We start from the raw sequence: 20,463 nt of genomic DNA on the forward strand, positions 1-20,463 counted from the left end.
ATGGATATAAAAATTTTTGTTCCTGATATTGGTACAAACAATGTCGAAATTACTGATATTTTAGTTAAAATTGGAGATTATGTTAAAAAAGAACAAGGTTTAATTGTTGTTGAAGGTGATAAAACATCTATGGAAATACCTTCTTCACATGATGGAATTGTAAAAAGTATAATGCTAAAAATCGGTGATTTTGTTAAAACTAATTCTGAAATATTAATTTTGAATATGAAAGATAAACCGCTCAAAATTACAACAAATTTTTCAGATGAAAAAAAAACAAAAGATAATTTTTTATTTCATGCTTCTCCTTTAATAAGACGTTTAGCTAGAAAAAATAATATAGATTTAAAAATCATTAAAGGTAGCGGAAGGAAAAATCGTATTTTAAAAGAAGATATTATTGCATATCAAGATAGTATTAAAAATTCTTATTCTAACCATAAAAATAAATTAGAAAATTATAGTTCTACGATTAATAGTAATGACCTTTATTTATCGGATAAAAATAAAATATTGCATTTAAAAAAAATTAAAATTTCTGCTGGTATTAATTTATTTAATAGTTGGAATTCTATTCCTCATGTTACTCAGTTTCACGAAATAGATATTACTAAAATTGAAAGAATTAGGAAAAAGTTTAATTCAAATAATTTTTTAAATGATAGTAAAATAACTTTGCTTTCTTTTTTAATTAAAGCATTAGTTTTATCGATTAAAAAATTTCCTTTATTTAATAGTTCTCTTTCTTTAGATAAAAAAAGCATCATTTTAAAAAAAAATATCAATATTGGAATCGTAGTAAATACTGATGATGGTTTATTAATTCCTGTTATAAAGCAAAATAATATCAAAAGTATAATTGATTTAGCTTTAAGAATAAAAAAACTAGCAAATAAAGCTCGCTCAAATAATTTATCTGTCAACGATTTAAACGAAGGTACGTTTACAGTATCTAATTTAGGTAGTATTAGTAGTAATTATTTTACACCTATTATTAATTTACCTCAGGTTGCTATTTTGGGTATATCTAAATCTTTTATAAAACCTGTTTGGAAAAAAAGAAATTTTGTTCCTAAATTGGTGCTCCCTGTTTCTTTATCTTATGATCATCGTGTTATTGATGGCGTTTATGCATCTAATTTTTTATCATTTATTTCTGGTATAATTTCAGATGTTAGTTTTTTGATTTTTTAAAAAAGTTAATATGTAATTATTTACTTTAAACTAAATATTTTGAGGTTTTTTAATAAAATTATGAATATTATAAAAAATAATACTGAAGTAGTTGTGATAGGTGGTGGTCCTGCTGGTTATTCTGCTGCATTTAGATGTTCTGATTTAGGTATAAAAACTATTATTGTTGAAAAATATTCTGATTTAGGAGGATCATGCTTGAATGTAGGGTGTGTTCCTTCAAAATATTTATTACATGTATCTAAAATTATTAAAGATTCTAATGAATTAGTTGAATATGGTTTTAATATTTCTAATGAAAATTTTAATATTGATATAGTTAAAAATCGCAAAAATAATATAATAAAAAATTTTAATTCTGGTTTATTGAATATGTCTAAAAAAAGGAATATCAGAATTATTAATGGAATAGCTGAATTTATAGATGATAATACAATTATTGTAAAAAATGATGCTCAAACTAATTATATAAATTTTAATAATGCTATTATTGCATCTGGTTCTAAATCTATAAAGTTACCTATCTTTGAATATGAAAAACATTATATATGGAATTCTTCGGATGCTCTTTCATTACCTTTCATACCTAAAAAATTATTAATTGTAGGTGGAGGTATAATAGGTTTAGAAATGGCTACTGTTTATCATTATTTAGGTTCTAAAATAGACATTATTGATAATTCAGATAAATTGCTTCCTATGATAGATCGAGATATAATTAATACTTATTATAAAATGACAAAAAAAGATTTTTCTTTTATGTTAGGAAGTAATATTTCTAATATAGAATATCGAAATAATACAGTTATAGTTAATTTAATAGATAAAAATAATATACAAAAAAAATATACTTATGATGCTGTACTTATTGCTGTAGGAAGGTATCCTTGCACAGAATTACTAAATATATCTAAGATTGATATTAAATGTAATTCTTCTGGTTATATTAATATAGATAATCAAATGCGTACTAATATAAATAATATATATGCTATAGGAGATGTTACAGGTCAACCAATGTTTGCACATAAAGGAATTCATCAAGGGCATATTGTTGCAGAAGTTATAGCTGGATATAAACATTATTATGATCCTAAAATTATACCTTCAATAGCATATACTATTCCTGAAATATCATGGGTAGGAATTAATGAAATAGAAGCTAATAATCTTGGTATAGAGTATGATTCAGTTCTATTTCCGTGGAATTATTCTAGCAAAGCTATTATTGAGAATTCTTCTTTTGGTATTACAAAATTGATTTTTAACAAAAAAACTAATAAAATTATTGGTGGTAGTATAATTGGTCATAATGCAGGAGAATTGATTTCAGAAATTAGTCTTGCTATTGAAATGAATTGTGATGTAGATGATATTGCACTTACAATACATGCTCATCCTACTTTGTATGAAACAATAGGATTAGCATCTCAGATTTATAACGGGTCTATAACTGATTTACCAAATCATAAATTTAAGACTATTTAATTTATTTTGTTTTGAAAGTGATTTTTCATTATCATTTTCAAAACAAAATATTTTTTAAATTTTAGTTTTTATAAATAATTTATTATTAATAATAAAATTAATTATTAATTCAATAATTTTACATGTTTTAATTGATACTAAAGAAACAAACTTTTTAAAATTTTTTGTAGAATTTTTATTTGATTTATCTGATATAGATTTTATAATAATTAAAGGTATTTTAAATATATAACATACATGACTTATTGCAGCACTTTCCATTTCTACTGCTACTGCATCAATAAAGTTTGATTTTATATTTTTTTTCTGAGTTTTGTTTCTTATGAAATAATCTCCGCTAACAATTAATCCTGAAGTAAATTTATATTTTGCTTTAATTGCAGATTGTATTGATATTTTATGTAATAATTTATTGATTACAAAAAATTGAGGGCATCTAGGAATTTGTCCTATTTTATATTTAAAATTTGTTAAGTTTACATCAAAATATGATACTTTATTAGGAATGACAATATCTCCTATATTTAATGAATCAATTAAACTTCCAGCTGATCCGGTATTTATTATAATATCTGGATTGAATATTTCTATAATTTTCATGGTTGCTATTGATGCTGATACTTTACCTATTCCTGAAATTATTATAAATATTTTTGTTTTTTTTAGTTGTCCAGTATATATATATATATCGTTTTTTTTAATTTTTTTTAATTTTTTTATTCTATCCAATAAAAAAGTATGCTCTTCTTTAAGAGCACCTATTATTCCTATTCTCATATTTTTTTAAATATTTTATTTTTTGTAATTTATATTTTTTATATGATAGTTATATTTCAAATACCAAAAGATTCACCGCAGCTACAAGTAGTTTTAGCATTTGGATTTGATATTGTAAATTTTGATCCATAAACATTCTCCAAATAATCTAATGAACTACCTGTTAGATATTGAAGACTTATATGATCAATTATAATAATTATATTTGATTGTGTTATTAAAATATCATCATTATCAATTTTATCATCTAATTTAAAACCATATTTAAAACCACTACAACCTCCTCCGTTAATATAAATTCTTAGTTTAAGTTTTGTGTTTTTCTGATTTTTAAGTATATGTTTTATTTTTTTTATTGCTGTTTTTGTTAAAAATAATTTAATTTCATTTTTCATTTTTAATTATTACAATAAATTTTTTATTAAAATATGTTGTTAATAGGAATATTTAATTGAATTTATTTTTTATATGAATTTTATTTTTTACGTAAAAATGCTGGAATATCCAAATATTCTTTTTCTTTTTTTATTTTTTGATTTATATCTACTGATCTATTAATTTTTTCTTGCTTAGACAAAAAAGAAAAATATTTGTTCTGTTTTTCCATTATAGTCTTTTTATGAGACTGATTATTGAATATTTTTATATTTTGATTTTTTTCTACTCCTATTCCAGTAGCTACTACTGTTACTCTTAATTCATCATCTATTTCTGTATCTAATGAAGTTCCAATAACAACAGTTGCATCATCTGAAGAAAATGTTCTAATAATATTACCTATCGTTTCAAATTCTTCTAAACGCAAGTTTAATCCGGATGTAATATTAACTAAAACTCCTTTTGCCCCAGATAAATCAATATCTTCTAGAAGTGGGCTGGATATAGCCATTTCTGCTGCTTCTTCTGCTCTTTTATCACCCTTTGATATTCCTGATCCCATCATAGCATAACCCATTTCAGACATTACTGTTCTAACATCTGCAAAATCTACGTTCATTAATCCCGGTTTTGTTATTAATTCAGCTATACTTTGAACTGCATCTTTTAAAACATTATTTACAGTACAAAAAGCATCTATTAATGATGTACCTTTTCCTAATACTTTTAATAATTTATCATTAGGTATAATAATTAAAGAATCAACATATTTAGATAATTCATTAATACCTTGTTCTGCAAATAATGTTCTTTTTTTTCCCTCAAAACTAAAAGGTTTGGTTACTACTGCTACTGTTAATATTCCTAAATTTTTTGCTATTTCAGCTATTATTGGAGCTGCTCCTGTTCCTGTACCTCCCCCCATACCTGCAGCGATAAAAATCATATCTGCTCCTTCTAAAGATGATTTGATTTCCTCTTTATTTTCTTCAGCAGCTGTGCGTCCTATTTCCGGATTAGCTCCTGCCCCTAACCCTTTTGTTAAATTATTTCCTATCTGAATAGTATTTTTTACTCCTATTTTTATTAAAGCTTGAGAATCTGTATTTATTGCAAAAAAATCTACACCTTCTATTTGTTCTTTAACCATGTATTCAACAGCATTTCCCCCTCCTCCTCCAATGCCAATAACCTTAATGATAGCCTCATTTGTTTGTTCTTTAGATTCAATCATATATTTATATATTCCTAATTTTTTATAAATTTTAGATATATTAAAATTCTTTTTTTAACCATTGATATATGTATTTTAAATAACTATTAAAATTTTTTATATTTTTGTTATTTATTTTGTTGTTTATTCTATTTATTCTTCCGTAATGAAGTAAACCTACTGGTGTTGAATATATTGGATCTTTTATTATTTCTGTTAATCCTTTAATTTTTATAGGACATCCTATTCTAATATTTTTATTAGAAAATATTTTTTTTGCACATGGTACTAGATATTTAATCTTAGATCCTCCTCCGGTTAATACAATACTTAAAGAAATTTTTTTGTTTATTTGATATTCTAAAATATCTTTAATAGCACTTATTTCTACGTTAACTAATTGCAATAATTCTATATATCTTGCTTCAATTACTTGAAATAATTCGTATTTTAAAATTGGTTTTATATCTTTATTTTTTAATTTTATAAATTTAATTTTTTCTTGTTTTTCAATATTTTTATGAATACAAGATCCATAATTTATTTTTATAAATTCTGCATCATTTTTTAATAAGTTAAAAGCATAAGATATATCGTCTGTAACTATATTTCCAGCATAAGGTATAACTTTATTATATTGTATTACCTCATTTACAAAAATAGTAATATCTATAGTACCTCCTCCTATATCAATAACGCATACACCAAATTTTTTTTCTTCTTCTGTTATAACTGCATAACTTGAAGCTATTCCAGAAAAAATTAACTTATTTATTGTAATATTACATTTTTCTATAGATTTTATAATATTTTTAGCTAGATTATTGTCACATGTTGTTAAATGCACATTAGCTTGCATTCTTATTCCAGATAAACCTATTGGATTTTTTATTCCATTTTGATCATCTATAGTATATTCTTGAGGTATTACATGTATTACTTTTTTTTTATTGCTAATTTTAACAGATTGAGCAATGTATATTACATTTTCTACATCTTCTTTGTTAACTTCTTCATTAGAAATTGCTACTATTCCTCTTTCGTTTTGACAATTTATATTTTTTCCGGATATTGATACAAACAAAGAAGATATATTACATTTAGCTATATTTTCGGCATTAGTAATTGCTATTTTAATACATTTTGTTACAGATTCTAAATCTACAATTTCTCCTCTGATAACTCCTTTTGAATTACAATTTCCTATACCTATTATATTGATACTTTTTTCATCTAATATTTCTCCTACTAAGACAGTAATTTTGTTAGTACCAATATCTAAACTAACTATTAGTTCTCTATCTGTAGGTTTTTTCATATATGTTAACCTATTTTAAAAATTTATTTAATTTTTGATACTTTACAGCTATTCCATAATTATAACGTAAATCTATATATACAATTTTTTTCTTATAATATATTTCTTCTTTATGTAGTATAGGCCAAATTATTATTAAATTTTTTAATTTTTCAATTTTGTCTTTATTACCTATTTCTATTATAATGTTTGAGTTAGTTATTAATTTGCATGAGTATCTTGTTTTCATGTAAAATTCTTTTATCTTTATTCTTTTATCTTCTAATATTTTATTAATTTTTTTATATATTACTAATATTTCAGTTTGCTTATTTTTTAATCCATATATTTTAGGAAGGTTATTTTTTATTTGATATATTTTAGGTATATAAAATATTTTAGCATTTACATCTATCATGTAGATATCATTCCAATAAGCAATAGGTTCATATAAAATCAGATTTATTTTTAAATTATTGTCTATTGTTTTTATTTTAATATTTTTTATCCACTCAATATTTTTTAATTTATTTTTTATATAATCTAAGTTATTTTCTATATTTATACTATAATTTATTAATTTTTCTGTAGTTTTTTTAGTTTCATATTGATTTATATATTTATTATTGTTTAAAACAATTATTTCTGATATTTTATATTTAAAGTATTTATCACATTTTATATATATTTCTTTAAATAAAAAAAATATTAATATTATTAATATAGATATCAAAAAAATTTTTTTTTAATTATCATTTTATTTTTACTATATTTTCACTTATTTAAGTTAGCTGATGTTAAAATTTTTAAAATTAATTCTTTAAATTCTATACCTGCTTTCTTTGCAGCTAAAGGGAATAGACTATCATTTGTCATTCCCGGAATAGTATTTGCTTCTAATAACCATATTTTATTATTATTATCTATTATCAAGTCTATTCTACCAAATCCTGTACAACCTAAAATATTCCAGGCTTTTTTTACTATTTTTTTTATTTTTTTTTCTTTTTTTATATCTAAACCACAAGGACATATATATTTTGTATTTTTTGATATGTATTTTGCGCTATAATCATAAAATAAATTTCTTGAATATATTTTAATTATAGGTAAAATATTATTTTCTAAGATTGATACGGTATATTCTTTGCCTTCAATAAAAGGTTCAATGATTATAGATTTATATTTACTTAAAGCTTTTTTAATTTTGTTTTTTATTTCTTTACTATCTTTAACTATTATTGAACCTATACTAGAACCTTCATTATTAGGTTTTATAAATAATTTTGTCCCTAACTTTATTTTTATTTTTTCTATATCTAATTTTTTTTTTGTAATATTATTTATATGTATGTACTTTGATACAGGTAGATTATATCCTTTCCATATTAATTTAGTTCTTATTTTGTCCATTGCTATTGCAGATGACATTACTCCGCTTCCTGTATAAGGAATTTTTAAAGATTCTAAAATAGATTGAATTATTCCGTCTTCTCCATTTTTTCCATGTAATGCTATAAAAACTTTTGTGAATCCCTCATTTTTTAGTTTAAATATTGGAAAATTAATTGTATCTATTGCATAAGCATTAATTCCTAATTTTATTAGTTCTTTTAGAACATTTTTTCCAGACAGTAAAGATATATTTCTTTCTAATGAATTACCTCCTAATAATACAGCAATCTTTTCACTCATTTTTATTACCTCTAGCATTCTAACTTTTTGATTTATATTTATAAAATAGTTTTAGGATTTTATTTAAATCACCAGCTCCTTGTGTGATAATAACACTATTATTACATAATATTTTTTTTAAATAGATAATTATTTCATTGTTATTATTAATAGCAATAGATTTATTAATATTTTTTTTATTTATTGCTTTACTTAGTATTTTATTATTTATTTTATTTATTTTTTTTTCTCCTGATGAAAATATATTTAAAATTAATATTTTATCAGCTTTTAGCAATTCTTTAACAAATTGATTAAAAAGATTTTTAGTTCTTGTATATCTATGAGGTTGAAATATCATTATAATTTTTCTATTAGGCCATCCATTTTTAACGGTAATTATATTTTCTCTAATAGCTGTAGGATGATGCCCGTAATCATCAATGATGATTACATTGAAAAATTTTTTGTTAATGTTTTGAAAAATAAATTTACCTATAATTTCAAATCTTCTTTTTGTACCTTTATAGTTTTTTAATGCTTTAATTATATATTTATCTTTGATTTTTTCTTGTTTTGATATTGCTATAGCGGCAGTTGCATTTAATGCATTATGTTTACCTGGTAAATTTACAGATACATTCATCGTTTTATCATTTTTAATTGATAATTTAAAAAATCCTATTTGTTTTTTTTGTTTGTAACTAATTATTCTTAAATCTGCATTCTTATTAAATCCATAAGTAATAATTTTAGATTTTATTTTTTTTATTTTATTTTGAATTATTTTATTGTCTAAACATGCTATAACATATCCATCTTTAGGAATATTATTTGCAAATTTTATAAAAGTTTCTTGTAATTTGTTAAAATTTCCTTTGTATTCATGTAAGTGATCTGTATCTATGTTTGTTATAACTATATTTTTTGGTTTTAAATTTAATAATGATGCATCACTTTCGTCTGCTTCGACTATTATATTAGAATCTTTTCCTGTTGCAGAATACTTTCCTATTAATTTTACTAATCCTCCATTAACTAAATTAGGTCTAAATCCCCCTTCGTAATATATACTAAAAATCATACTAGTAGTAGTAGTTTTACCATGTGTTCCTGTTATTGCTATACTATTACTTACCATTTTTATAATTTCTGATAAAATTTCTGATCTATGTAATATTTTAATACCATATTTTTTTGCTGTGGTTAGCTCTATATTATTTTTTTTTATAGCACTAGAAAATACAACAATATCTGGATTATTAATATTTAATTTAGAGTGAATATTATATATTTTTACTCCTAGTTTTTTTAGATATCTTGTTATTTTGCTTTGTTTTATATCTGATCCACTAATTTTGTATTTTTTTTCTGCTAATATAGTTGCGATACTTCCCATCCCAGTACCACCAATTCCTATAAAATGAATTTTTTTAGTATTCTTTAATAATAATTTTTTTGTTTTCATGAAAATATTTTATAAATCATTAATTAAATTAAAAATTTTTTTAGTAGAATTTTTGAAATCAATTTTTTGTGATTTACATATCATTCTTACAATTTCTTTTCTATTCCAAATTTTTAAAATTTCTAAAATTTTCTTTACAGATAAGTTTTTTTCGCTTATAATTTTTGCAATTCCCATTTTTTTTAAAATTAATGCATTAAAATATTGTTGTTTATCTTTATGATTATAAGGTATAAGTATTGATGGTAAATTTATACTTAATATTTCACTTACTGTTAATGCTCCTGATCTACCAATAATCATATCTGTCCATTCATAAGCTTCATCTATGTTTTTTATAAAATTAACTATTTGATGTTGAAATAATTTATTTTTTAAGTATATTTTTTTTATTCTAAAAAAATCTTTATTTCCAGTTTGATGTAATATTTTGATATTGTTTTTAAGTTTTTTTGCTACTTCAACTATAACATTATTTAGTATAATAGATCCTTGACTTCCTCCTAATATCAATATTCGAATTTTTCCTTTTCTTTTTTGAAATCTTTTAAGAGGTTTATTTATATTTAATATTTCTTCTCTTATCGGATTTCCCACAATATAAGCATTGTTTAAAGTATTAGAAAAAGCTTGCATATTTATATTGGAAATTTTTGATAATATTTTGTTAGTTATTCCTGCCACTGTATTTTGTTCATGTACTAACAAGGGAATTTTACATATTTTTGCAGCTATTCCTACTGGTCCAGATACATAACCACCCATAACTAATATTACTTTAGGTGAAATTTTTTTAATTATTTTTATAGATTGATAACAAGCATATAAAATTTTTATAGGAGATAATATCAATGTTTTGATTTTTTTTCCTACAATACCTTCAATATTTATAAAAAATATTTTTATTCCATATTTCGGAATCATTTTAGATTCTATGCCATTTTTTGTGCCAATCCATATTACTTGCCAATTATTTTTTTTGAAATATTTTGCTAAGGTAATACCGGGAAATACATGTCCTCCAGAACCTCCTGCCGCTATTAAAATTTTTTTTTATTCATCATTATAGACCTTCTTAATTTTTATTTATATAAAATAATTTTTTATTTTGTTTTCAAAATCTATTCTTAATAGCCAAAATATAGCAATTGATGTTATAATAAGGCTAGAACCTCCATAACTAATCAAAGGTAATGTCAATCCTTTAGTTGGTAAAATTCCAGTTACTACTCCTATATTAATAATAGTTTGTACATATAACCAAATGCTAATTGATATTGCAAGAAATCCTGAGAAAATTTCTTGGTTTTTTAATGCAATTTTTCCTATATACATAGCATTTATTGCTATTTTTATAATTATTGATAAAACAAATAAAGTGCCTACATAACCAAGTTCTTCAGCTATAATAGAATAAATGAAATCAGTGTTAGATTCTGGCAGATATTCTAGTTTTTGTATAGAGTTACCTAAACCTACACCAAATATATGCCCTCTACCAAAAGCTATAAAAGATTGTATAATTTGGTAACCATTTCCAAAGGGATCTTTCCATGGATCTATAAATGATATAATTCTTTTAATTCTATATGGAGTGTAAATAATTGTAGGTACTATTGTAATAATACATAATACTATCATCAATATAAAATTTTTTAATTTAAATCCTGCAAGGAATAATAATACTAAAGTAGTAGTTAATAATATAATCACAGTTCCTAAATCTGGTTGAGATATTATTAAATATGATAATATTATTAATATGAAAATAGGTTTATAGAAATTCCATGGTGTTTTATTTATTGTTTTAATATTTTTTTTTAAATAGCTAGATAAATAACAAAAAAGTGAAATTTTAGATATTTCAGATGGTTGAAAATTTATAAATCCTATATTTACCCATCTAGATGAACCATTGACTGAATTTCCAAGTATTGAAACAATAAATAGTAGTATAATAGATAGAATTAAAATTTTTTTACTATGATAATCCCAAAATATCATAGGTATACGTAAAAATATTAATGATAAACTTAATGCTATACATATATATAAAAAATGTCTTTCTAGAAAAAAAAAATAATTGTTATATAAATTTTTTCCTATATTTATAGACGTAGAAAATACCATAATTAATCCAATTACATATAAACTAATTAGTGACCATAATAAGTCATAGTTATACATATTTTTTATTTTTTTTTTATATAATTTTGTTTTTTTTGTCATAAAAATTTTTTACTAACTTAATAAACATATTACCTCTATGTTTAAAATTTAAAAATTGATCTGTGCTAGCACAGGCTGGTGATAATAATACTGTGTCTCCACTTTTAACTTGTATAAATATATCTCTCATTGCTTCTTTTAGATTTTTATATTTTTTAGTTTTTTTTGGGAGAATTTTTGCTATTTTATTTTTATCTTTTCCAAAACAATATATTGTTATAGAATTATGTTCTAGATATTTTTTTAATTCTAAAAAATTAGTGTTTTTTCCATCTCCTCCAAGCAGTATTCTGATTTTAGATTTTGTATTCAAATCTTTAATTGCAGCTTTAGTGCTCCCTATATTTGTTGCTTTTGAATCATTTATCCATTTTATTCCATCTTTATGACATATTAATTCAAATCTATGTTTTAATCCTTTAAAGTTTACTAATTCTTTTTCAACTTTTTTTATTGGTATATTTAAAATATTTACTATTGCTATAGCTATCATTGCATTTATATGATTATGTAAGTTTTTTAATTTCATTCTACTTACATTAAATAATTTTATATTTTTATTATATATCCATAATTTATTTTTATGTTTTTTTAAATAATAATCTGCATTTTCTGAATTAAAACTAATTTTTTTACTTGTTATATTTTTATTTGGGTATGTTAATTTATCTTCTAAATTAAAAAGACATATTTCAGCATTATTATATATTTTATTTTTAATGTTAGAGTATTCTTGTATATTTTCATTATATCTATCCATGTGATCTCTACTTAAATTTATTATAATTGATATCTTTGTTTTTAATTTTTTAGTTGATTCGAGTTGAAAACTAGAAATTTCTAAAATTAATATATCAAAATTATCTTCTATAATATTAAGTACTGGAAATCCTATATTTCCTCCTATTGTAACTCTATATTTTGATTTTTTTAACATGTTTAACAACATAGTAGATACAGTACTTTTTCCATTTGATCCTGTTATAGCTATAATACTTAATTTAGTTTCTCGACAGAATAACTCAATATCTCCAATAATTTCAATTCCTAATTTTTCAGCTAAGTTAAATATAGGATTTTTTAAATTTATTCCAGGGCTTACAACTATAATATTAGCGTCTAATATCCATTTTTTATTTATTTCACCTAAATAATACTCAATATTTTTTGGTATTTTTTTTAATTCTTTATTTATATATGTTTTCTCATCTAACACCTTTGGTATAATATTTTTTCTTAAAAAAAATTTTATACAGGACATTCCTGTTTTTCCTATCCCTATAATAACTATATTTTTATCTTTGTAATTTTGCATTATTTAAATACTCATAATGATATAATTCCAATTAAAAATAGTAATAAAGATATAATCCAAAGTCTAACTGTAATTTTGGATTCTTTGTATCCTTTAATTTCATAGTGATGGTGTATAGGAGCCATATTAAAAATACGTATTTTAAATATTTTAAAACAAATAACTTGTATTATTACTGAAATAGTTTCTATTACCAAAACTCCGCCGATAATTATTAATAATATTTCTTGGTGTAGTAATAAAGCAATGATTCCTATAGTTCCACCTAAAGATAATGATCCTATATCTCCCATAAATATTTCTGCTGGATAAGTATTAAACCACAAAAAAACTATTCCTGACCCTATAAGTGATGTACAAAATATAATCAATTCACCTGCATTACATATATATTGTAAATTGAAATAATTTGATAAATCAATGTTCCCGCTAATAAAGGATATTATAGCAAATATTGTAGCAATTAGAATAACAGGTATTATTGCTAAACCATCTAAACCATCTGTGATATTAACACTATTACTAGTTCCTACAATTACAAAATACATTATAATTAAATAAATCCAATTAATTTTAAAATTTATATTTTTTATGAATGGAATAGGTAATTCATGTTTTTGATTTATACAATCGATAAATACAAAATATATTATTATAAGAGATATTATTGATAAAAATAAATATTTATATTTTGCAGTTATACCTTTGGAATTTTTTTTTGTTATTTTATAATAATCATCTATTAATCCAATTATTCCATAACTTATTAATATATATAAAATATACCATATATAATTATTTAATAAATCTGACCAAATAATTACAGATATAATAGTTGAAATTATTATAGTTATTCCTCCCATAGTAGGAGTATTTTTTTTGTTATAATGAGATGATGGTCCTTCATATCTTATTACTTGATTAAATTGTAAATTACTAAATAATTTTATTATATGTTTTGTTATATACACAGAAAATATTATTGAAGTTATAAAACTACATATAGATCTGAAAATTATATAAGTAACAAATTTGTATTTTATATCTAAACAATCTAAATTTTCTATTATTCACATTAACATGTTATTTTCTCTTGTATTTTACCTAGAATTTTTTCCATTTTTGAATTACGAGAACCTTTTATTAAAACTATAATATTTTTTTTATGCATGATTAATTTTTTTACTTTATTAACAAGTTCCTCATGTGTATAAAAATGTTGTCCTTGTTTATTTTGTTTACTGATATGTTGACTTAATTTTCCTATACTAAATATTCTATTAATTTTAGAATTTTTGATTTTATTTCCTATAAATTTATGATAATAAGTTGATTTATCACCTAATTCATGCATATCTCCTGTTATTATTATTTTATATCCATTAATTGAATTTAAAAAATTTATTGCTGCATTCATAGATCCTATATTCGCATTATAAGTATCGTCAATAAGATATTTTTTTTTGCTTAATTTAATTATTTTTAGTCTTCCTGTTATTTGTTTTAATTTTGTGATTGTATTTTTTATTTTTTTTAATGGTAAATTCATACAACTAACAATAGCTGTTGCTGCAAGTATATTAGATATATTATGGGTTCCCAGTAAAGGAACTTTTATAGGTATCTTATTTTTTCTTGTATTTAAATTGAATTTTAGTCCTTTTGTACTTATATAAATATTATCTGCAAAAAAATCAGCTTTTCTTTTTATGGAAAAACATAAGACTTTTTTGTCTTTTATTGATTTATTCCATATTTTCCATTTATTACTGTCAGAATTTATTATAATAATTCCTTTTTCATCTAAATTTGAAAATATTTCCTGTTTTGCTTTAGCTACTCCATTTATTGATTTAAAACCTTTTAAATGAGCATAATGTATATTATTTATTAAAACTATGTTTGGTTTTATAATTTTATTAATATATTTTATTTCTCCTGGATTATTAGCTCCTACTTCAATTACTGCATATTTATGATGTTCTTTTAATTTTAGTAACGTTATAGATACTCCAATCTTATTATTTAAATTTTTTGGTGTAAAAATTGTTTTTCCTTTTTTTTTTAATATTTTTGCAGTTATTTCTTTTACTGAAGTTTTTCCAGATGATCCTGTTAATGCTATTAATGTAACATTTGTTGTTTTTCGTAACCATGAAGCTATTTCTTCTAATGCTTTTGATGTGTTTGTTACTAATATTTGAGGTATATTATATTGTACTTCCTTTTCTATTAATAATCCTTGAGCTCCCTTAATTATTGCTTCATTGATAAAATGGTGAGCATTAAAATTATTACCTACTAAGGCTATAAACAAAGATCCTAGTGTTATTTTTTTGCTATTTATTATAATATTATCAATTTCAGTATATATATTATTAATTATTTTACCCGATGTGATTTTTGCTATTTTATTTAAGGATATTTTTATCATATAATTTTTTATTTAATATTTTTAATACGGTTTCTTCATCTGAATATTTTATTTTATTTTTTCCTATCATTTGGTAATTTTCACTTCCTTTTCCTGCTATTAAGATGATATCATTCATACTTGAATTATTTACAGCAACTTTTATAGCCTTTTTCCTATCAGGAATTACATAAGCTTTTTTTGGATTTGTAAAACCATCCAAGATATCTTTTATTATTTTATTTGGGTTTTCTGTTCTTGGATTATCATTTGTTATAAATACTTTATTTGATAGTTTTTCTGCTATTTTTCCCATTATAGGTCTTTTTGTTTTATCTCTATCTCCGCCGCAACCAAAAATACATGTTAGTTTTTTTTTTGAATATATTGAATTTATTATTTTTATTACTTTATTTAATGCATCTGGAGTATGAGCATAATCAATTATTATTTTAGGTTTATTTGATACATAAATTTGTTGCATTCGTCCTATTATAGGTTTTATTTTTTCTACTGTTAATATAATAGAAGATAAAGAATATCCCAAAGATAATAAAGCAGCCATAGATAACAATATATTAACTACATTAAAATTTCCTATTAAATTAACTGATATATCCCCATTTCCCCAGCTTGAATTAAAATCAATGATACTTCTAGTATTCTCATGCTTAACTTTTTTTGCATATATCCATCTTTCTCCATATTTACATTTTAAATTTGTAGTAGCAATATAAATTTTATTTCTTGATTTTATTTTTTTAAACCAATTCATTCCTATTTTAGTGCTTATATTTATAATTGGATTTTCAATTTTATGATCAGAAAATAGTTTCCATTTTGTTTTTTCATATTTTTTCATATTTTTATGATAGTCTAAATGATCTCTACTTATATTTGTAAATATTCCTACTTTAAATGGTATGCTAGATACTCTATATTGATCCAATGCATGTGATGATATTTCTATAGCAACTGTGTTAACTCTATTTTTTAGAAAAAAATTTAAATAAGACTGTATATCAATAGCTGAATCTGTTGTATTAATAGTTTCTATTAATTTTCCGTATAATCCATTTCCTAATGTTCCTATAACAGCACTTTTATCTCCTAACAAATTAATCCATTGTGAAATTAATTGAGTTACACTTGTTTTACCATTGGTTCCTGTTACACCTATTATATTTAATCTATTTGATGGATTGTTATAAAAATTTCCTGCTATCTTTGATATTTTTTTTCTTATATTTTTTATATAAATAATAGGTATTTTGTTTATATATTTTATTTTTTTATTTTTTACTTTAGACCATGAAATTACAGCATTAGCACCTTTATTTATTGCTTCTTTTATAAATTTATTCGCATCTATTTTATTACCTTTTATTGCTATAAATAAATCTTTTTTTTTTATATTTTTACTATTTATTTTTATATTTCTTATAAGAATTTTTCTTAATTGATAATTATTTATTCCTAATAATTTATTTAATTTTATATTCATATAATAATTTAAAATTTAAGATAAGATTTTTAGTTGTCTGGTTTTGTATTAGTTAATTTTAATATATTACTCATAATTTCGCTAAATATGGGAGCTGAAACTAAACCTCCATAATATTTTCCTTGGCTAGGTTCATTTATCATAATTACTAATGCAAATTTAGGGTTTCTTGATGGAGCTATACCAGCTGTATATGCTATATATTTATTTATATATTTTTTGTTTGTTCCAACTTTTTTTACTGTACCAGTTTTTACTGCTACATGATAACCTTTTACTGCAGCTTTTACCCCGCTTCCTCCGGTAGTAGTCACGCTTTCCATCATTCTTATAACTTTTTTTATTATTTCTTTTGGAAAAATTTGTTTTTCATTTTTTTTGTTTTTTAATTTCAAGATTGATACAGGACGAAAAATGCCATAGCTTCCTATAGTAGAATATAATTGTGCTACTTGTAATGGAGTTACCATTAATCCATATCCAAAAGAAAATGTTGCTTTTTCTAGCTCACTAGGATGAACATGTTTATATAATACTCCTTTTCTTTCTCCTACTAATCCTATGTTAGTTAATTTACCTAATCCAAATTCATAATATGTATTTTTAAGTAATATTGAAGGCATAGATAAAGATATTCTAGATACTCCAACATTACTTGATTTTTTTATTATGTCTTTAGCATTTAATTGTTCATATGTATTTAAATCTTTAATTTTATACCCTTGTAATTTAAAAGGCATTGTATTTAAAATAGAATTTTCTTTAATTAAACCTATTTGTAGCGCTTTCATTATTACTATTGGTTTAACTATAGAACCTGGTTCAAATAAATCAGTAATTGCTGTATCTCTTATAGTTGAAATGTTTTTAATATTACTGACATTATTAGGGTTAAATGAAGGGGAATTTACTATAGATAGAATTTCTCCTGTTTTTATATCTATTAAAATTGCTGTACCTGATTTTGCTTTATTTTTTTCTACTGCTTTATTTAATATTTCATATGTAATATTTTGAAATTTTTTATCTATACTTAGTATTATATCTATAGATTTAGTTTTGCTTTTTACTAATATGTTTTCTATTATATTGCCTTTTCCATCTTTTATGACTTTTCTTATTCCATATTTTCCTTCTAGTAATTTATTAAAACTTTTTTCTACTCCTTCTATACCTTTTCCATCAATATCTGTAAATCCTACAAGTTGAGCGGCTACTTTACCTGATGGATAATATCTACGATATTCTTCTATAGAATGAATACCTGGTATCCTTAATTTTTCAATATAATCAGTAATTTCTAATGGTATTTGTCTTGCTATGTATATAAATCTTTTTGTTTTATTTTTTTGAATTTTTTTTATTATTGAGTTAATATCTATTGATAGAATATCTGCTAGTGCATTCCATCTTATATCTTTTTTGATAATATTTTTTTTTTCTATGTTTTTAGGATCTACCCATATTCCTTTTACTGGTACACTAATAGCTAAAGGTTTTCCGTTTCTATCACTTATTGTACCTCTTATTACCTTTGTATTTTTAAATCTTAAAAATCTAGCATTTCCTTCTTTTATTAATTTATTAGTATCAATAATTTGTAAGAATGTTATTCTTATTACAATTAACAATATGAGAAACATAATTAAATAATTTATAAAATTGAAGCGCCATTTTGTATATATAAAAAATTTTTTTTTCTGTATATTTTTTCTTTTAAGTTATTCATAATTTTTTCTATATTTTAATGTTCAAATATTATGTTTTCTTGTTTTTAATTCATTAATTTCATTTGTAATTTTAAAATTGAAATTTGTTTTATTTTTATACTTGTATTAAATGTATTTAATTCTATACTTAAGTTTCTTAATTCAATATTTAATTTTCTATTTTCTAAGATTAATTTTTCTTTTTTTTGTACTAATGAATGAGTTTGGTATATTATTATTACAACTAAAATAGCAGATAAAATTACCGAAATTAATAATAAAATTTTCGCTAGATGATTATTATATAAGTCATATATAATAAATTTTACTAAATCTTTATTTTTCATATTATTTGTTTAATTCAGCTACTCTTAATATTGCGCTGCGTGCTCGTATATTATTTTGAATTTCATTTTTACTTGGAAATATTCTCCCAATAATTTTTAATATTTTAGGATTTATTTTATCTAATTGTATTTTTGTTAGAGGAATATCTTTAGGTAAATTAATTTGTTTGCTATTATTAATCATAAAATGTTTAATAATTCTATCTTCTAAAGAATGAAAACTAATAGTTAATATTCTTCCTTTATTTTTTAAAATTTTTAAAGAATCTTTTAAAGCAATCTTTATATCTGACAACTCATTATTAATAAAAATTCTAATAGCCTGAAAGCTTCTTGTAGCAGGATTTTTATTCTGATATTTTTTAGGAGTAGATTTTTTGATTATTTCAACTAGTTCTTTTGTATATTTGATTGGAGAAATTTTATTTTTTTTAACAATAGCTTTTGCTATTTTTTTTGCATATCTTTCTTCTCCTAATTTTTTAAGAACTTGACTTATTTCTTTTTCGCTACTTTTTTGTAACCATTCTGCTGCTGTAATACCTTTTGTGTTATTCATTCTCATATCTAAATAACTATTTCTTAAAAATGAAAAACCTCTGTTTTTATCTGCAATTTGCATTGAAGACATACCAAGATCTAATATTATACCATCTATTTTTTTTATAATATTAAATTTTATTGCATATTTTAATATCATTGCGAATGATCCATGTATTACTTTTATTCGGTGATCTTTAATTCTTTTTGCAATTTCAATTGCTTTAGGATCTTTATCTATAACAAATATTCTTCCATATTCATTTAATTTATTTAAAATTTTATTAGTGTGACCGCCGCAACCGAAAGTTCCGTCTATATAAATTCCATTTTTTTTTATTTTTAAATTTTCTATAGTTTCATTTAACAATACTGTTATATGTTGTGATTTATTTTTCATTTAGCTATAATTTATTTTTTGATTTATACTTTATCCGCGTGTTATTCCTATAATTCCTGAACGTACTATTTCAATTACATCTGATATTTCTCTAATAATTTTTAAAAAAGCATCTAATTTATTACTATTACCAGAAAGTTGAACAGTGTAAATATTAGATGTTACATCTACTATATTACCTCTAAAAATTTCTGTGTTACTTTTTATTTCTTCTCTGATGTTTTCATTTGTTTTAATTTTTACTAACATTATTTCTCTTTCTACATATTCTCCTTGGCTAAAGTTTTGTATTCTTAAAACGTCAATTAGTTTATGCAATTGTTTTTCTATTTGTTCTAATACTTGAATTTTACCTACAGTTAATATAGTTATTCTTGACATAGTAGGATCTTCTGTTGGAGCTACAGTCATGCTTTCTATATTATATCCTCTTTGTGAGAATAGTCCTATAACTCTAGATAATGCTCCTGATTCGTTTTCTAGAAGTATTGATAAAACTCTCTTCATTTTTCCCCTT

Annotated in this window: 19 protein-coding genes; 2 read left to right on the forward strand and 17 right to left on the reverse strand. The window is 22.2% G+C overall.

Annotated features, from left to right (window positions below; genetic code table 11):
• A complete protein-coding gene (locus AB4W60_RS00960) occupies positions 1-1,194 on the forward strand; it encodes a 2-oxo acid dehydrogenase subunit E2 (protein ID WP_367676268.1) in 1,194 nt (397 codons plus the stop codon).
• Between the two features lie 60 nt (positions 1,195-1,254).
• On the forward strand, positions 1,255-2,682 hold the full coding sequence (lpdA, locus tag AB4W60_RS00965) for a dihydrolipoyl dehydrogenase (protein WP_367676269.1): 1,428 nt from the start codon (positions 1,255-1,257) through the stop codon (positions 2,680-2,682).
• A 54-nt stretch (positions 2,683-2,736) separates the two neighbouring features.
• Here lpdA and AB4W60_RS00970 read toward each other — a convergent pair whose 3' ends face one another.
• The 17 genes from AB4W60_RS00970 to ilvN form a co-directional block, all read right to left on the reverse strand.
• Positions 2,737-3,459, reverse strand: a complete 723-nt coding sequence (locus tag AB4W60_RS00970; RefSeq protein ID WP_367676270.1) for a 5'-methylthioadenosine/adenosylhomocysteine nucleosidase — start codon at positions 3,457-3,459, stop codon at positions 2,737-2,739.
• Positions 3,460-3,515: 56 nt separating this feature from the next.
• Positions 3,516-3,854 carry an iron-sulfur cluster insertion protein ErpA gene (gene erpA / locus AB4W60_RS00975; protein WP_343188810.1) on the reverse strand — a complete coding sequence of 113 codons (339 nt, stop codon included), beginning with the start codon at positions 3,852-3,854 and terminating at the stop codon, positions 3,516-3,518.
• 80 nt (positions 3,855-3,934) lie between these two features.
• On the reverse strand, positions 3,935-5,071 hold the full coding sequence (ftsZ, locus tag AB4W60_RS00980) for a cell division protein FtsZ (RefSeq protein ID WP_343188811.1): 1,137 nt from the start codon (positions 5,069-5,071) through the stop codon (positions 3,935-3,937).
• A 40-nt stretch (positions 5,072-5,111) separates the two neighbouring features.
• Complete coding sequence (ftsA, locus tag AB4W60_RS00985) at positions 5,112-6,368, reverse strand: cell division protein FtsA (protein WP_367676271.1); 1,257 nt, start codon at positions 6,366-6,368, stop codon at positions 5,112-5,114.
• A 10-nt stretch (positions 6,369-6,378) separates the two neighbouring features.
• On the reverse strand, positions 6,379-7,080 hold the full coding sequence (locus AB4W60_RS00990; protein WP_367676272.1) for a cell division protein FtsQ/DivIB: 702 nt from the start codon (positions 7,078-7,080) through the stop codon (positions 6,379-6,381).
• A 41-nt stretch (positions 7,081-7,121) separates the two neighbouring features.
• A complete protein-coding gene (locus tag AB4W60_RS00995; protein ID WP_367676273.1) occupies positions 7,122-8,042 on the reverse strand; it encodes a D-alanine--D-alanine ligase in 921 nt (306 codons plus the stop codon).
• Positions 8,043-8,061: 19 nt separating this feature from the next.
• Entirely contained in the window at positions 8,062-9,489 is a 1,428-nt protein-coding gene (murC, locus tag AB4W60_RS01000) for a UDP-N-acetylmuramate--L-alanine ligase (RefSeq protein WP_367676274.1), read from the reverse strand.
• A 9-nt stretch (positions 9,490-9,498) separates the two neighbouring features.
• Positions 9,499-10,536 (reverse strand): undecaprenyldiphospho-muramoylpentapeptide beta-N-acetylglucosaminyltransferase, encoded by a 1,038-nt coding sequence (gene murG, locus AB4W60_RS01005; protein ID WP_367676320.1) that lies wholly within the window; start codon positions 10,534-10,536, stop codon positions 9,499-9,501.
• 39 nt (positions 10,537-10,575) lie between these two features.
• Complete coding sequence (gene ftsW, locus AB4W60_RS01010; protein WP_343188816.1) at positions 10,576-11,718, reverse strand: putative lipid II flippase FtsW; 1,143 nt, start codon at positions 11,716-11,718, stop codon at positions 10,576-10,578.
• Positions 11,693-13,033 (reverse strand): UDP-N-acetylmuramoyl-L-alanine--D-glutamate ligase, encoded by a 1,341-nt coding sequence (murD, locus tag AB4W60_RS01015; protein ID WP_343188817.1) that lies wholly within the window; start codon positions 13,031-13,033, stop codon positions 11,693-11,695. The genes ftsW and murD overlap by 26 nt, the downstream gene beginning before the upstream one ends.
• 11 nt (positions 13,034-13,044) lie before the next feature.
• Positions 13,045-14,103 carry a phospho-N-acetylmuramoyl-pentapeptide-transferase gene (gene mraY / locus AB4W60_RS01020; protein ID WP_367676321.1) on the reverse strand — a complete coding sequence of 353 codons (1,059 nt, stop codon included), beginning with the start codon at positions 14,101-14,103 and terminating at the stop codon, positions 13,045-13,047.
• 5 nt (positions 14,104-14,108) lie between these two features.
• Entirely contained in the window at positions 14,109-15,467 is a 1,359-nt protein-coding gene (gene murF, locus AB4W60_RS01025) for a UDP-N-acetylmuramoyl-tripeptide--D-alanyl-D-alanine ligase (protein ID WP_367676275.1), read from the reverse strand.
• On the reverse strand, positions 15,445-16,950 hold the full coding sequence (gene murE / locus AB4W60_RS01030; protein WP_367676276.1) for a UDP-N-acetylmuramoyl-L-alanyl-D-glutamate--2,6-diaminopimelate ligase: 1,506 nt from the start codon (positions 16,948-16,950) through the stop codon (positions 15,445-15,447). Before murE ends, murF begins: the two co-directional genes overlap by 23 nt.
• A 29-nt stretch (positions 16,951-16,979) precedes the next feature.
• Positions 16,980-18,593 carry a penicillin-binding transpeptidase domain-containing protein gene (locus AB4W60_RS01035; RefSeq protein ID WP_367676277.1) on the reverse strand — a complete coding sequence of 538 codons (1,614 nt, stop codon included), beginning with the start codon at positions 18,591-18,593 and terminating at the stop codon, positions 16,980-16,982.
• Positions 18,594-18,724: 131 nt separating this feature from the next.
• On the reverse strand, positions 18,725-19,006 hold the full coding sequence (locus tag AB4W60_RS01040; RefSeq protein WP_367676278.1) for a cell division protein FtsL: 282 nt from the start codon (positions 19,004-19,006) through the stop codon (positions 18,725-18,727).
• Position 19,007: 1 nt separating this feature from the next.
• Positions 19,008-19,946 (reverse strand): 16S rRNA (cytosine(1402)-N(4))-methyltransferase RsmH, encoded by a 939-nt coding sequence (gene rsmH, locus AB4W60_RS01045; RefSeq protein WP_367676279.1) that lies wholly within the window; start codon positions 19,944-19,946, stop codon positions 19,008-19,010.
• Between the two features lie 30 nt (positions 19,947-19,976).
• Positions 19,977-20,453: an acetolactate synthase small subunit gene (gene ilvN, locus AB4W60_RS01050; RefSeq protein ID WP_367676280.1), complete on the reverse strand. Its 477-nt coding sequence runs from the start codon at positions 20,451-20,453 to the stop codon at positions 19,977-19,979.
• Positions 20,454-20,463 lie beyond the last annotated feature (10 nt).

It is taken from the genome of Buchnera aphidicola (Neophyllaphis podocarpi) (genome assembly GCF_964059055.1).
In the GTDB taxonomy this organism is placed as follows: Bacteria; Pseudomonadota; Gammaproteobacteria; order Enterobacterales; family Enterobacteriaceae; genus Buchnera_M; species Buchnera_M aphidicola_A.